General features: G+C 62.9%; 14 protein-coding genes. 11 read left to right on the top strand and 3 right to left on the bottom strand.

Annotated elements, in window-relative coordinates; all coding sequences use genetic code 11:
* Positions 1-48: 48 nt before the first annotated feature.
* The 3 genes from LAN61_12910 to LAN61_12900 form a co-directional block, all read right to left on the bottom strand.
* Positions 49-249 (bottom strand): cold shock domain-containing protein, encoded by a 201-nt coding sequence (locus tag LAN61_12910; GenBank protein MBZ5541409.1) that lies wholly within the window; start codon positions 247-249, stop codon positions 49-51.
* Positions 250-480: 231 nt separating this feature from the next.
* A complete protein-coding gene (locus LAN61_12905) occupies positions 481-906 on the bottom strand; it encodes an NUDIX hydrolase (protein ID MBZ5541408.1) in 426 nt (141 codons plus the stop codon).
* 155 nt (positions 907-1,061) lie between these two features.
* On the bottom strand, positions 1,062-1,850 hold the full coding sequence (locus tag LAN61_12900) for a DUF169 domain-containing protein (GenBank protein MBZ5541407.1): 789 nt from the start codon (positions 1,848-1,850) through the stop codon (positions 1,062-1,064).
* A 172-nt stretch (positions 1,851-2,022) separates the two neighbouring features.
* On the opposite strand from LAN61_12900, the gene LAN61_12895 reads away from it, so the two are divergent.
* The 11 genes from LAN61_12895 (at position 2,023) to LAN61_12845 (ending at position 12,712) form a co-directional block, all read left to right on the top strand.
* A complete protein-coding gene (locus LAN61_12895; GenBank protein ID MBZ5541406.1) occupies positions 2,023-2,799 on the top strand; it encodes a LytTR family DNA-binding domain-containing protein in 777 nt (258 codons plus the stop codon).
* 79 nt (positions 2,800-2,878) lie between these two features.
* On the top strand, positions 2,879-4,027 hold the full coding sequence (locus tag LAN61_12890) for an acyl-CoA dehydrogenase family protein (protein MBZ5541405.1): 1,149 nt from the start codon (positions 2,879-2,881) through the stop codon (positions 4,025-4,027).
* 102 nt (positions 4,028-4,129) lie between these two features.
* Positions 4,130-5,356: a tryptophan--tRNA ligase gene (locus LAN61_12885; GenBank protein ID MBZ5541404.1), complete on the top strand. Its 1,227-nt coding sequence runs from the start codon at positions 4,130-4,132 to the stop codon at positions 5,354-5,356.
* 22 nt (positions 5,357-5,378) lie between these two features.
* Positions 5,379-6,164 (top strand): segregation/condensation protein A, encoded by a 786-nt coding sequence (locus tag LAN61_12880; GenBank protein MBZ5541403.1) that lies wholly within the window; start codon positions 5,379-5,381, stop codon positions 6,162-6,164.
* A 24-nt stretch (positions 6,165-6,188) separates the two neighbouring features.
* Complete coding sequence (gene scpB, locus LAN61_12875) at positions 6,189-6,875, top strand: SMC-Scp complex subunit ScpB (protein MBZ5541402.1); 687 nt, start codon at positions 6,189-6,191, stop codon at positions 6,873-6,875.
* A gap of 89 nt (positions 6,876-6,964) precedes the next feature.
* Positions 6,965-7,738, top strand: a complete 774-nt coding sequence (locus LAN61_12870) for a pseudouridine synthase (protein MBZ5541401.1) — start codon at positions 6,965-6,967, stop codon at positions 7,736-7,738.
* Entirely contained in the window at positions 7,735-8,886 is a 1,152-nt protein-coding gene (gene hisC / locus LAN61_12865; protein ID MBZ5541400.1) for a histidinol-phosphate transaminase, read from the top strand. The genes LAN61_12870 and hisC overlap by 4 nt, the downstream gene beginning before the upstream one ends.
* A complete protein-coding gene (locus LAN61_12860; GenBank protein ID MBZ5541399.1) occupies positions 8,883-9,323 on the top strand; it encodes a CoA-binding protein in 441 nt (146 codons plus the stop codon). The genes hisC and LAN61_12860 overlap by 4 nt, the downstream gene beginning before the upstream one ends.
* A gap of 130 nt (positions 9,324-9,453) precedes the next feature.
* On the top strand, positions 9,454-10,290 hold the full coding sequence (locus LAN61_12855) for a c-type cytochrome (protein MBZ5541398.1): 837 nt from the start codon (positions 9,454-9,456) through the stop codon (positions 10,288-10,290).
* Between the two features lie 30 nt (positions 10,291-10,320).
* Complete coding sequence (locus tag LAN61_12850; GenBank protein ID MBZ5541397.1) at positions 10,321-11,946, top strand: PQQ-dependent dehydrogenase, methanol/ethanol family; 1,626 nt, start codon at positions 10,321-10,323, stop codon at positions 11,944-11,946.
* A 13-nt stretch (positions 11,947-11,959) separates the two neighbouring features.
* Positions 11,960-12,712 (top strand): NAD-binding protein, encoded by a 753-nt coding sequence (locus tag LAN61_12845; GenBank protein MBZ5541396.1) that lies wholly within the window; start codon positions 11,960-11,962, stop codon positions 12,710-12,712.
* Positions 12,713-12,983: the final 271 nt, after the last annotated feature.

Here is a 12,983-nt window from a genome sequence, read left to right as displayed (position 1 = left end):
GCGAGAAAGATGTGACCTCTGCCCGTCGTGGGCAACTCCGATATCGGATCAGCTCATTTTCGTGACGTTGGCAGATTGCGGGCCCTTCGGGCCCTCTACGATCTCGAACTCGACCGCATCTCCCTCCTGCAAGGTGCGGTAGCCATCCCCTACGATGGCAGAATAGTGCACAAACACATCCGGACCATCCTCGCGCCCGATAAAGCCATACCCTTTGGAGTTATTAAACCACTTTACTTTCCCTTGCACCTGTTTTCCTCCTGCGATTCGCCACCACGAACGAGCCTGCAGCGACAGAGAAAGACTCCGTAACCACAATATGTGGTGTAAGTTGCGGGAAGTGTACCAAAACGGGAAAAGCAGTCAAGAGAACAAACTTCGGCCTGTTCTCAGAGAATTATGTCCACACGAAGCAGGCCAAGAAGCCTGTTGTGGCATGGGGCGCAGTAATTCCGGACAAGCGTAGCGGAAATGCCCGGTTCAGCCCCGCCGCAGAAAACGGAGATAGAACAGAATGCCGGCGACAGATTTAGCATCGCGCAAGCGGCGGCTGCGGATCATCTTCTGCAATTCGGTCACGGAAAAGGCACGCGAAGTGATTTTCTCGTCGTCTTCAGGCTGCGCCGCGCCGGCTGTGAGCCCCTCCGCGAGGAGGATGTACATCCGCTCGCTGAGAAAGCCCGGGGCAGGATACACATCGAGAAATACGCGGTAGCGGCGCGCCCGATAGCCGGTCTCTTCCAGCAGCTCGCGGCGCGCCCCCTGCACCGGGCTCTCCCCGGGCTCCTTGCGTCCGGCCACCAGCTCCCACAGGAACCGCCCCGCGGCGTGGCGATATTGCCGCACCAGGACGATGCGCCCGTCGGGCAGAACCGGAAGGACGACGACGGACCCGGGGTGGACGATGATTTCGCGCGTGGTGCGCAGTCCGCCCGGCTCGGCCACCACGTCGCGGCGCAGGTCGAAGACTTTCCCGTGGTGCAAGGTGCTGCTGCGCAGGATGCGCGCCGTATGGCGCGCTGGGTTGCCTGACGGGCTCTGCAGATAGCCGCTGCGGTGCTTCATCCCTGTTTTCCTTCCCCGGCGGCCCAGATGCGCTCGAGCTCGTAGTAGTGTTCGGGAAACTGCGGCGCATAGCGAAGAAAGCCCGGGATCGGATAGCGGATCCCGCCCTTGTGCGTGCCCTCGAGTCCCGCGACAAGCTCCGCCATCTTCGCGCCGGGCAGCGAAAAAGCCATCTCCGCATCCTCCGTGTGCGCGAATACGCGGTCCCCATAACAGGGGAGTATGACCTGGTAGTCCCCGCTGAGCATGGTACGGATCACCTCGTCGGAGCAGTCCACGCGCCCGGTGAACGAGCTGGTGAGCGCCCCGCCGCGCTTCCACAGCGCCCCCGTGACCAGGCGCATGACCTGCGCTGCGTTGCCGTAGATGATCAGTGCGTCGGGAGCAAACTCCGCCCGCGCGGCGGGCGCCACCACCAGGTGCTTGTATTTTCCTTGCGGCAGCGTGTCCGTGGCGGCTTCGCTGCGCGCTCCCGCTTCCAGCGTCTCCACGTACATGCCGCAGGCCAAGTGGCCTTCGCTGTAGTGCTTGGTCAGCGGCGCAAACCCAAACGCCGTCTTCGTCAGCGGGCAGTTAAGATCTTCCTCCCCGAGCGCGATGCTCCAGCCATAGCGCCGGGCCATGGCAATGGCCTGGCAGGTCGCGATCTGGATCTTCATGTCCCGTTGCGGCCGCTTGGCTTTCTCCGGCAGCGCCTGCTCCACCGTGAGCAGCTTCACCGCCACGGGAAACGTCGCCGGCCGAATATGCGTCTCGATTTCGCGGGTAAAGCTTTTCGCGTCCATGGTCCCTCCGCCGACAGACATGATACCCAGAAAGATGGGGCTCCTAATAGCGCAGGCTTCAGCCTGTGCTACTCGGTCGTGCCGCGAACACAACACGCACGCTTCCCTCTGTGCTACCGGCAGGCAATTGCCAGCTTGCGCGCCCTGCGCCTATACTTGCCGCGGCACGCAAATGCCCATCAACACTCTCATCGTGGATGACGAAAAGCCCGCGCGGGAAGAGCTGGCCTTCCTGCTCAAAGGTTTTCCCGAGATCAATGTCATCGGGCAGGGAAAAAACGGACTGGAAGCCGTCTCCCTGATCAAGGAGCACGCCCCGGATCTGGTCTTTCTGGACGTGCAGATGCCCGGACTCGACGGCTTCGGCGTGCTCAAGAAGCTCGTCGAGCGCAAAATCAAGGTTCCGCACATCGTCTTCGCCACCGCCTTCGACAACTACGCGGTGCAGGCCTTCGAAGTCAACGCCGTGGACTACATCCTCAAGCCCTTCGACAAGGGCCGCATCGCCAGGGCCGTGCAGCGCGCGCGCCGGGCGGTGGAGACCCATTCCAGCCCCACGGAGCGCCTCGAGCAGCTGGTCAGCCAGCTGGGGGCGGGCAAGCAGGCTGCGCAGCCCGTGAAGCTCCTGGTCAAGTCCCAGCAGCGCCTTCTGCTCGTCGATTCCGAAGACGTCATCTATGCCGGCATCGAGGACGGCCTCATCACCGTCGCCGGCCGCGACGTCGAGGGCACCTCCAACTACCGCACCCTCGAAGAGCTCGACGAAGCCCTCGATTCCGACGCCTTCTGGCGCCCCCACCGCTCCTTCCTGGTGAACATTCATCACATCAAGGAAGTTGTCCCCTGGTTCAAATCCAGCTACATGCTCAAAATGAGCGACAAGAAGCAGACCGAAATCCCCGTCAGCCGCGCCCAGACCAAGCGTCTGCGCGAACTCTTCAAGCTGTAGCCCTCCGCTACAAGACATGCGGCCGGGTGTGTTAGCATCCCGTGTACACTTCGCGCAGGCTTCGTGTACACCGGACACGATGGATTTCTCGCTCAAAGACCACCAAAAACTGATCCGCGACACCGTCCGCCAATTTGTGGAGACGGAGCTGCGCCCCCTCGTCAAGCAGAATGACCGCGAGGGGACATTCCCCGCCGCGGCCATCCGCAAGCTCGGCGAAATGGGCTGCTGCGGCATGCTGGTCCCCGAAGAGTGGGGCGGCGCGGGCATGGACGCCGTGTCCTACGTCCTGATGCTCGAGGAGGTCGCCCGTGTGGATGCCGCCACGGCCGTGGCCCTGGGGGTGACCAACTCCGCCGTGAGCGTGCCGATCCTCACCTTCGGCACCGCCGCGCAAAAGAAAAAATACCTGACCCGCTTGGCCTCCGGAGAATTCATCGGCGCTTTCTGCCTCACGGAGCCCCAGGCCGGCTCGGACGCTGCGGCTATCCAGGCCCGCGCGGTGCGCGACGCCAACGTCTATAAACTGAACGGCACGAAAACCTGGGTGACCAACGGCGGCGTTTCCGGCGTCTACATCGTGTTTGCCAAGACCGATCCCGGCGCGGCCGGAAAAGGGATTTCCGCGTTTCTCGTCGAGCCGGGCTTTCCGGGATTCCGCCTCACCCGCCACGAAGAGAAGATGGGGCAGCGCGCGTCGCCCTCCTCCGAAGTCGTCCTGAACGACTGCATCGTCCCGGCGGAAAATCTTCTCGGCGAGGAAGGCCAGGGTCTGAAGATCGCCCTCAGCGCGCTCGACGGCGGCCGCATCGGCGTCGGCGCGCTGGCCGTGGGCCTGGCGCAGGGCGCGCTGGACGAGGCCGTGAAGTACGCCAAGCAGCGCCGCGCCTTCGGCAAGACCATCAGCGAGTTTCAGGCCATCCAGTGGATGATCGCGGACATGCAGACGGAGATCGAAGCCGCGCGCGGCCTGGTGCATTATGCCGCCTGGCTGAAGGATTCCGGCGGGCGCATGGGCGCGCAGGCCAGCAAGGCCAAGCTTTACGCCAGCGAGATGGTCAACCGCGTGGTCTACAAAGCCGTGCAGGTCCACGGCAGCGCCGGCTATTCCCGCGAGATGGACGTCGAGCGCATGTACCGCGACGCCCGCGTGGTCTCCATCTACGAGGGCACCAGCGAGATTCAGCGCATCATCATTGCCCGGGAGTTGCTCGGCAAGAGCGCGTGAAGAAATAGTTGGCCCGGGAGTCACGGAGTACGGAAAACAGCGACGCAACAAGGGGCAACTGACTTGGCAGAAACGAAAAAAAGGAAGCGCGTACTCAGCGGCATGCGCCCCACGGGCCGCCTGCACATCGGCCATTACTTCGGTGCGCTGCAGAACTGGGTGAAGCTGCAGGAAGATCCTTCGTACGATTCGTTCCACTTCATCGCGGACTGGCACGCGCTGACGACCGATTACGCGGACACAAGTGCGATCGCCGAGAACACAATACAGATCACAATCGATTTCTTGGCGGCGGGGCTCGATCCGGAGAAGAGCGTGATCTTCCTGCAGTCGCTGGTGCCGGAGCATGCGGAGTTGCATTTGTTGTTGTCCATGGTGACGCCGCTGGGGTGGTTGGAGCGCGTGCCGACTTATAAAGAGGCGCTGGAGAATATTAAGGACAAAGACCTGCACAACTATGGATTCCTCGGGTATCCCGTGCTGCAGTGCGCGGACATCGTGATTTACAGCGAGGAAGGCACGCCGCTCTTCGTGCCCGTCGGAGAGGACCAGGTTTCGCACGTCGAGTTGAGCCGCGAAATCGTAAGAAGGTTTGACGTATTCTATGGGCTTGGAGTTCGACCCGAAATCTTTGAGTTGCGTAACCGGGCATCATTGGGAAGGTGCCTTGGTGGTTGGGTTAGTTATGGTGCGGGCGTGGACATTAACACCCTGGTTGGCGATTACTGGAACTCGCACTTCCTCGGGAGGCTTCGAAGAGCGGCGGCTGATGAGGGAATTCAAAATTTTCTCGCGCGTATCGGTGCAGATGCCGTCTTTTTTGAAAGACTCCATGTCCTCTCGGAGCCGGAGGCGATGCTGACACAGACGCCGCGCATCCCCGGCACGGACGGGCGCAAGATGTCCAAGAGCTACGGCAACTTCATCTCCCTGAGCGAAAGCGACGAGAGCATCCGCGCCAAAACCAAGACGATGATGACCGACCCGGCCCGCAAGCGCCGCACCGACGTCGGCGACCCGGAGAAGTGCCCGGCCTACGACTGGCATAAGCTCTTCTCGCCGCCCGATACGCTGGCTTGGGCCGCCGAGGGCTGCCGCACTGCGGGGATCGGCTGCATCGAATGCAAGGCCAAGATGGCCGACCACCTCATTCGCTGGATCGAACCGGTGCGCGCCCGCCGCCAGGAATACGAGAAGCACCCCGGCCGGGTGCTGGAAATTGTGGATGCAGGCTCGAAAAAAGCGCGTAAAGTGGCTCAAGAGACCATGGCCCGCGTCCGCGAAGCCGTATTCGGCTGGGAAAAGAAGCGCGCGGAAGTAGGGAAGTAAGGACAGAACGAAGAGGGAAGCGCTGATGGCGTCGCCGTACAAAATTCACATCGCGGTCTACGAGGGACCGCTGGACCTGCTTCTGGACTTGATCAAGAAGCAGGAGATCAATATCCACGACATCCCCATCGCCAAGATCACGGCGCAGTACCTCGAATACATTCACAAGCTGGAAGAGCTGAACATTGACGTCTCCGCGGATTTCATCTACATGGCCGCGACGCTTATCTACATCAAGTCCAGGATGCTTCTCCCGCCCGATCCGCTGGCCTCCCCCGAGGAGCAGGCCGGGGACCCGCGCGCGGAGCTGGTGCAACGCCTGGTGGAGCACGAGAAATTTAAGAACGCCGCGCAGCTCCTCTACCAGAAGCAGCAGATCGAAGAGCACGTCTGGTCCAAGCCGGACAAGACGCTGTACGAGAGCGAAGAAACGGAAGCGGACCTGGTGGTCTCGCTGGTGGATCTGGTGAAGGTCTTCCAGCAGGTCCTGGAGCGCCGCAAGGAAGTCTCGCGTATCGAGCTGCGCCACGACCAGTTCACCGTAGCCCAGATGATCACCCAGCTGCGCGGCCAGATCGTGGCCAGCGAAAATGGCGCGGTCAACCTCATCCGCTTTTTCGAGGAGTGCCCCTCGCGCCACGCCATGATCGTGGCCTTCCTGGCGGTCCTGGAGATGGTCAAGCTGCAGGCCGTGGCCCTGGCGCAGGACAAGCAGTTTGGCGAGATCGTGGTGCGCAAACACAAGATGTTCGACGCGGTGTTCGACGAAAAGGGCGAAATCCGCCAGATTGACGAGCAATACCAATAACCGTTTAGCGGTCTCACAAAGACAATGACCAACGAAGAACGCAAAGCAGCACTCGAAGCAATGATCTACGCGGCGGACGAGCCGGCGACACTCGAGCAGCTGGCTCAGGCGCTCGGCGAGGAAAAACTCGCGGTGCAGGCCGCCCTGGACGAAATGGTCGCGGGCTGCGCCGGCGAGGAGCGCGGCGTAGAAATCCGCGCCGTGGCCGGCGGCTACAAGATGTACACCAAGCCCCAGCACCATGAGGTCGTGCGTCGCTTCATCAAGAGCCTGCGCCCGCCGCTGCGCCTGACCATGCCCGCGCTTGAGACCCTGGCGGTGGTGGCCTACAAGCAGCCCGTGACCGGCCCGGAGATCCAGGAGATCCGCGGCGTAAACACGTCCGGCGTCCTCAAGACCCTGCTAGACAAGAGGCTCATCACCACCGCCGGGCGCAAGGAAGTGATCGGGCGGCCGATTCTCTACAAGACCTCCAAAGAGTTCCTGATGCGCTTCGGCCTCAGCGATCTGGAAGAGCTCCCGAGCCTGAAGGAGTTCGAGGCCCTGGCGCGCGAGGCGCTGGGTGGCGACGAGGGCATTGCAGCGGAAGAACCGGCGGCCATGGCCCCGGAAAACGACTTGAGCGCCAGGCCGGAAGCCGCCACGGAGATGGCCGCGGAACTTGATCCAGGCAACGGCGACGAATCCAAAACGGCTGCAGCCGGAGAGTAAGCATCCTGGCACGACAGGCATTCTTGCCTGTCCGCCTTTCCTTGCCGCCAAGAAAGAGGACAGACAGGAATCTCTGTCCCACGGAGACCATGCTAGAACGACTCCAGAAAATTATCGCCCGCGCGGGCATCGCTTCGCGGCGTCACGCCGAGCAGCTCATTGTCAGCGGCCAGGTGCGCGTCAACGCCCAGGTGGTGACCGAACTGGGCACCAAGGCCGACTCCGGGAAGGACCGCATCGAAGTCGCTGGCCGGCTGATCCAGGCCGAAGAGCGCAAGGTCTATCTCCTCCTGCACAAGCCCCCGGAGGTCGTCTCTACCATGGCCGACCCGGAGGGCCGCAAGACTCTGCGCCATTGCCTGCGCGGGTTGCCGGAGCGCGTCTACCCGGTGGGCCGCCTGGACTACGATGCCTCGGGCCTGGTCTTCCTCACCAACGACGGCGACCTGGCCGCGGAAATGCTCCGCGCATGGGGCAATCTGCTGCAGTCCTATCACGTGAAAGTGAAGGGGAAGCTGCCCTCCACCCTGATGAGCGACATCACCGCGCAGACCGGCGCGGTGGTAAAACCCATCCGCCAGCCGGACGCCACCCGCGGCCACGCCTTGAATTTCTGGTACGAGGTCACACTGCCGGAAGCGCGCCGCGACCTCCTCCGGCGCATATTGTTCAGCCGGTTACATCCCGTGGAGAAGCTGAAGCGCATTGCCATCGGACCGCTTATGCTGGAGGGGCTGGCGCAGGGCAGGTACCGCCCGCTCACCGCCGGTGAACTGGACGTGCTGCGCCGCACGCTGAGCCGCAGCACGGCAAAACCCGCGCGCCGGCCGAAGCGTCGCGCGGCAGCGGTCGAAGTCCGATGACGCGCTCGATCGAAAACCTGATTCCCGCTTACATTCGGGGGCTACCCGTCTACGTTCCCGGAAGACCTGTCGAAGAAGTCGAACGCGAGCTAAAGATTCGCGCCATCAAGCTGGCCTCCAACGAAAATCCCCTGGGACCTTCGCCGAAAGCGATGGAAGCCGTGTTGCGCGCGCTTCCGGGCTCCAACCGCTATCCCGACGGCGGCAGCAAGCAACTGCGCCAGGCATTGGCGGCGCGGCACAATGTCTCTCCAGAAGAGATCTTCATTGGGCTCGGCTCGAGCGAGATCATTGACCTGGCTTCCCGCATACTTCTCCGGCCGGGCCTGCAGGGAGGGACCTCGCAAGGAACGTATGCGCCATTTTCCATCGCCATTCGCGCGAGCGGCGCTGCGCTGGTGCAAACGCCGCTCCGCGAGTACGCGTACGAATTGGGCGGCATCGCCGAGGCGATTACGCCGGAAACGCGCGTCGTATATCTGGCGAATCCGAACAATCCCACGGGAACGGCGTTCGGGATGGCAGAGCTGGAGCAATTTCTCTCGCGCGTTCCCGGAGACGTGGTGGTCGTGCTCGATGAGGCGTATATCCACTACGCCAGCCGGGCGGACATGCCGCGCTCGGAGGATTTGTTCCGCCGGCACAGCAACCTGCTGATCCTGAGGACCTTTTCGAAAGTGTATGGACTTGCGGGGCTGCGCCTGGGCTACGGCATCGGCCAGGAACCGATTGTCCGCGCGATGAATAAGCTGCGCACGCCCTTCAACGTCTCGGGCCCGGCCCAGGCCGCGGCGCTGGCCGCGCTGGACGATGCCGAGCACGTGCGGCGCTCGGTGGAGACGAACCACGCCGGGCGCGCGCGGCTCGTGGCGGGTCTCGAGAAGCTGGGGTTGCGGCCGGTGCCTTCGGAAACAAATTTTCTTTTCCTCGAGCTTGGCCCGGAGTCGGAGATATTCTGCGGAGAATTACTGCACAGTGGAGTCATCGTGCGCCCGCTGGGCTGGATGGGTTTTCCGGAGGCCGTGCGCGTTTCCGTGGGCATTCCGGAGGAAAATGAAGCGTTCCTGGCGACCATGGCCCGGGTGTGGCCGCCGCATGCCGCGGCAGGATCAGGACCAGCCCCGAAGAAAGAGTTGACGAGACCATGATCGTACTGCTTCCCCCAGGCAAAGAACCCTCCGCGGATCCGGTGCTGGACATTCTCAAGGAATGCCAGAAGGTCGCCGTGGTCGGAATCTCCCCCAAGAAGTTCCGTCCCAGCAATGGCGTTGCGGGCTATCTCCGCGGTGTGGGCTACCAAGTTTTCGCCGTCAATCCCAACGAGAAGGAAGTGGAGGGACTGCACTGCTATAGCCGCGTGGAAGACATCCCCGAGCAGGTCGACATTGTAGACATCTTCCGCAAGGCCGAGGACGTGCCTCCGGTGGTGGACGGAGCCATCCAGAAGGGTGCGAAGGTTGTCTGGATGCAGGAGGGGATCCAGAATCGCGAGGCCGGGGAGAAGGCGCGCGCGGCGGGAATCATCGTGATCATGGACGCCTGCATTCTGTCGGAGCACCGCAAGCGCCTGCGCAAGCTCTCCTAGAACCGGAACAATCGCACCGAGCGCCGCCCCGGGCGCAAGGCTGCCCGTTCTTTTTGTTTTTGCGGCCGCCGGTTGACTCCCGCGCTCAGGGCGCATAGCATTCGCGCACGGCAAAGCGCGAGGGTGTCCAGTGAAACGTGCCGGGAAATTCTTTGTGGTCACGCTGGGATTGGGGCTGCTGAGCGGGTACACCTGGTGTGCCGCCCAGGAGCAAGGTGCGAAAGCCCAGCGCAATCCCGTGCAAGGCAAGCCGGAGGCCATCCGCGACGGCCGGGCAAACTTCCGGATCAATTGCGCGATGTGCCACGGCAGCGCCGCCACGGGCGGTCTGCGCGGGCCCAGCCTGGTGACCGGGCGCCTCATCCACGGTTCTTCCGACGAAGCCCTTTACAACCTCATTCTCCGCGGCATTCTGGGCACGCTCATGCCTGCCAACGACCTCTCCGACGACGAAACCTGGGAAATTATCTCTTACCTGCGCACCCTGCAGCCGAAAGCCCGCCCGGCCGCAACCGGCGACCCCGCGGAAGGGGGCAAGTTCTTCTTCGGAGAGGGCTACTGCTCCGCCTGCCACATGGTGCGCGGCCGCGGCGGGCGCGTCGGGCCGGATCTCTCGCGCGTCGCGGAAGCGCGTTCTCAGGAATACATCATCGAGTCGCTCCGCGAGCCGGACAGGCAGATCTCCGAGGGACTCAGCGAGCCGGGCCGCGATTTTCCCATGACCTATGAAATCGTGACCGTGACCCTGGCTGACGGGGCCAAGCTCACGGGCATCGCCAGGAACGAAGACTCCTTTTCCATCCAATTGATGGACGGCCGCGAAAATCTTCATCTCCTTCTCAAGAAGGACCTGAAGAGTGTGGTGCACGAAGGGAAGTCCTTCATGCCGGCCTACGGACCGGCCGAGCTTCCCGATGCCAAACTCCGCGGCCTTCTGGCGTATCTCGAGACCCTCCGTGGAGAGTGAGAGCCAGCGATGAAGAGCATGCAGACCGCTATGCTGAAGAGTCTTGTACTCGCGCTGCTGGCCTTCCCCGGCACTGCACGCCTCGCGGCGCAGGTTACCCCGGAGCGCATCGAACGTGCGGCCGGCGAGCCGCAGAATTGGCTGACCTACTCCGGAAGCTACGACGGGCGCCGCTTCAGCGCGCTGCAGCAGATCACCGCCGCAAATGCGGCCACCCTCGCGGCACAGTGGGTCTTCCAGAGCCCCGCGCCGGGAAAATTCGAGACCACGCCTCTGGTCGTGGACGGCGTGATGTACGTCACCGCGCAGGACAATCACGCCTTCGCCCTCGATGCCCGCACCGGCCGCACCATCTGGCATTACCAGCGCGCACTCCCGGAAAAACTCCGCCTCTGCTGCGGCCATGTGAACCGCGGATTTGCCATCCTCGGCGACCGCCTGTTCCTGGCCACCCTCGATGCCCACGTCTTGGCCCTGGACACCAAGACCGGCAACGTTCTGTGGGATGTGCAAGCCGGCGATTATTCCAAGGGCTACAGCTTTACCCTGGCCCCCCTGGCCGTGCAGGACAAAGTCATCGTTGGAGTGAGCGGCGGCGAATACGGCGTGCGCGGCTTCATCGACGCCTACGACGCCAAGACCGGCAAGCGCGCCTGGCGCTTCTACACCATCCCTGGCCCGGGCGAGCCCGGCCACGAAACCTGGGAAGGCGATTCTTGGACCCGCGGCGGCGCCCCCGCCTGGCTGACCGGCTCCTATGATCCCGAACTGAACCTGCTCTACTGGCCGACGGGAAATCCTTCGCCGTCCAACGACGGATCGCAGCGCCACGGCGACGACCTCTACAGTAATTCCATGCTGGCTCTGGACCCGGACACCGGCGCGCTGAAGTGGCATTTCCAGTTCACCCCGCACGACCTGCACGACTGGGACTCCACGGAAATTCCCGTGCTCCTGGACATGGAACTCAACGGCCAGCTGCGCAAGACCCTCGTGCACGCCAACCGCAACGGCTTTTTGTACGTCCTGGACCGCACCACCGGTAAATTTATCCTCGGTAAGCCATTCGTGAAGCTCACCTGGGCCAAAGGCCTCGACGACAAGGGGCGGGCGATCCAGTCGCCTGGCGCGGAGCCCACGGCGGTGGGCGTGCACGTCTGCCCCGGAGCGATCGGCGCGACCAACTTCATGTCCCCGTCCTACAGCCCGCAGACCGGGCTGCTCTACGTCAACACCCGCGAGCAGTGCGATATCTTCACCGCGGAACCCCAGGCGCTAGTCCCCGGTCACGCCTATCTCGGGAGCATGTACATTCCCGCGAGCGGCGAAAAAGACCGCGGCGCGCTCCAGGCCATCGATCCCAAGACCGGCGAAGTACGATGGCAGTTCGATCATTTTTCCGCGCCCTGGGCCGGGACCCTGGCGACCGCGGGCGGCTTGGTCTTCGCCGGCGACGTCGAAGGCAACCTCATCGCCTTCGATGCCCGCGCCGGCAAGATGTTGTGGCATTTTCCCACCGGTGCGGCGCTCTACGCCTCCCCGATGACCTATTCCGTGGATGGCAAGCAGTACGTGGCCATCGCCGCAGGCAGCGCCCTGCTCACCTTCGCTCTGCCGGAGCCGGCGAGCGCCGGCGAGGCGGCTCCGCAAAAGTAAGGTCTGAAAAAGTATGTATCGTGCACTCCGATTGCTCTTCCGCCGGCTGCTGACACCGGCGCTGCTTTTTGCGGCTTTTCTTCTGGTCTGTGTGTGGGTCTACGTGCGCCTCGAGCATCTGCGCTGGGTGGATGCCCTCTTCTGGACCATTCATCCGCATGCCATTGAACCCCGGCAGACGCGCGATAGCACCAAACTCTTCTCGCTGTTCGTCTACGGTGGCGTCTTCGCCTTCCAGATCTGGTTCGCGGAGCGCATCCTTCTATCCTTTTTCGGCCATCAGGGGCGGGAGGTGTGGAAAAGCATGATGAACGACTTCAATCTCGAACTGGTCCGCGATCACTTCATCATCTGCGGCTACGGCCAGGTGGGCCGCACGCTGATCGAGGAACTGACGCGCTCCAAAATTCCCTTTGTCCTTCTGGAAACCAACGATGGCTTGTACCGCCAGCTCCTGCAGGAGGGCGTGCTGGTGATCCAGGGCGACGCCAAGCGTCACAGCGTCCTCGAGGAGGCGGGCATCCGCCGCGCCCGCGGCATCTGCGTGGTCATCGACAACGACGCCGACAACCTCTACATCACCATCACCGCCAAAGCCTTGAACCCCAGGCTGGTCATCATCACCCGCGCCGGACATGAGCGCTACGCCGCGGCCATGCGCACCTCTGGCGCCAACGAAGTCATCATCCCGGAATACGAAGGTGGCCGCATCGCCGGCAAGATGATCGCGAAATACGCCGCGGAACCCGGCGGCCCGGCAAAGTAGGGTCAGCGCCAGATTGCCGCGGGTAGTGTGCGGATAGGAGAGCAGGGGCGGAGGTTCGCCCCTGCTCTATCTAATTCCGTCATTCCTGGCGAAGCGCGGTTTTTGCGCTCAGGATTCTCTTGCGGGGTGAAAAATCTCTCTTCGCTTGGCGATGCGTTCTAGTCGTAGTATTCCTGGCCGAGGTGGGTGATGAGGTCTGCGCCCATCATCCAGCGCAGGGTATTCTTCAGTTTCATGAGCTGGATGAACAGGTCGTGCTCGGGGTACAGGC

The organism is Terriglobia bacterium, from assembly GCA_020072785.1.
Classification (GTDB): domain Bacteria; phylum Acidobacteriota; class Terriglobia; order Acidiferrales; family UBA7541; genus Acidiferrum.
Note: the sequence above shows the minus strand (reverse complement) of the source record. Positions and strands in the feature narration are given on the sequence as shown.

Excerpts from the sequence above, each read along its gene's own strand:
- LAN61_12900 (MBZ5541407.1), bottom strand. The coding sequence starts at position 1,850 with ATGGACGCGAAAAGCTTTACCCGCGAAATCGAGACGCATATTCGGCCG.
- LAN61_12895 (MBZ5541406.1), top strand. The coding sequence starts at position 2,023 with ATGCCCATCAACACTCTCATCGTGGATGACGAAAAGCCCGCGCGGGAA.
- LAN61_12890 (MBZ5541405.1), top strand. The coding sequence starts at position 2,879 with ATGGATTTCTCGCTCAAAGACCACCAAAAACTGATCCGCGACACCGTC.
- LAN61_12885 (MBZ5541404.1), top strand. The coding sequence starts at position 4,130 with ATGCGCCCCACGGGCCGCCTGCACATCGGCCATTACTTCGGTGCGCTG.
- scpB (MBZ5541402.1), top strand. The coding sequence starts at position 6,189 with ATGACCAACGAAGAACGCAAAGCAGCACTCGAAGCAATGATCTACGCG.
- LAN61_12870 (MBZ5541401.1), top strand. The coding sequence starts at position 6,965 with ATGCTAGAACGACTCCAGAAAATTATCGCCCGCGCGGGCATCGCTTCG.
- hisC (MBZ5541400.1), top strand. The coding sequence starts at position 7,735 with ATGACGCGCTCGATCGAAAACCTGATTCCCGCTTACATTCGGGGGCTA.
- LAN61_12860 (MBZ5541399.1), top strand. The coding sequence starts at position 8,883 with ATGATCGTACTGCTTCCCCCAGGCAAAGAACCCTCCGCGGATCCGGTG.
- LAN61_12850 (MBZ5541397.1), top strand. The coding sequence starts at position 10,321 with ATGCTGAAGAGTCTTGTACTCGCGCTGCTGGCCTTCCCCGGCACTGCA.
- LAN61_12845 (MBZ5541396.1), top strand. The coding sequence starts at position 11,960 with ATGTATCGTGCACTCCGATTGCTCTTCCGCCGGCTGCTGACACCGGCG.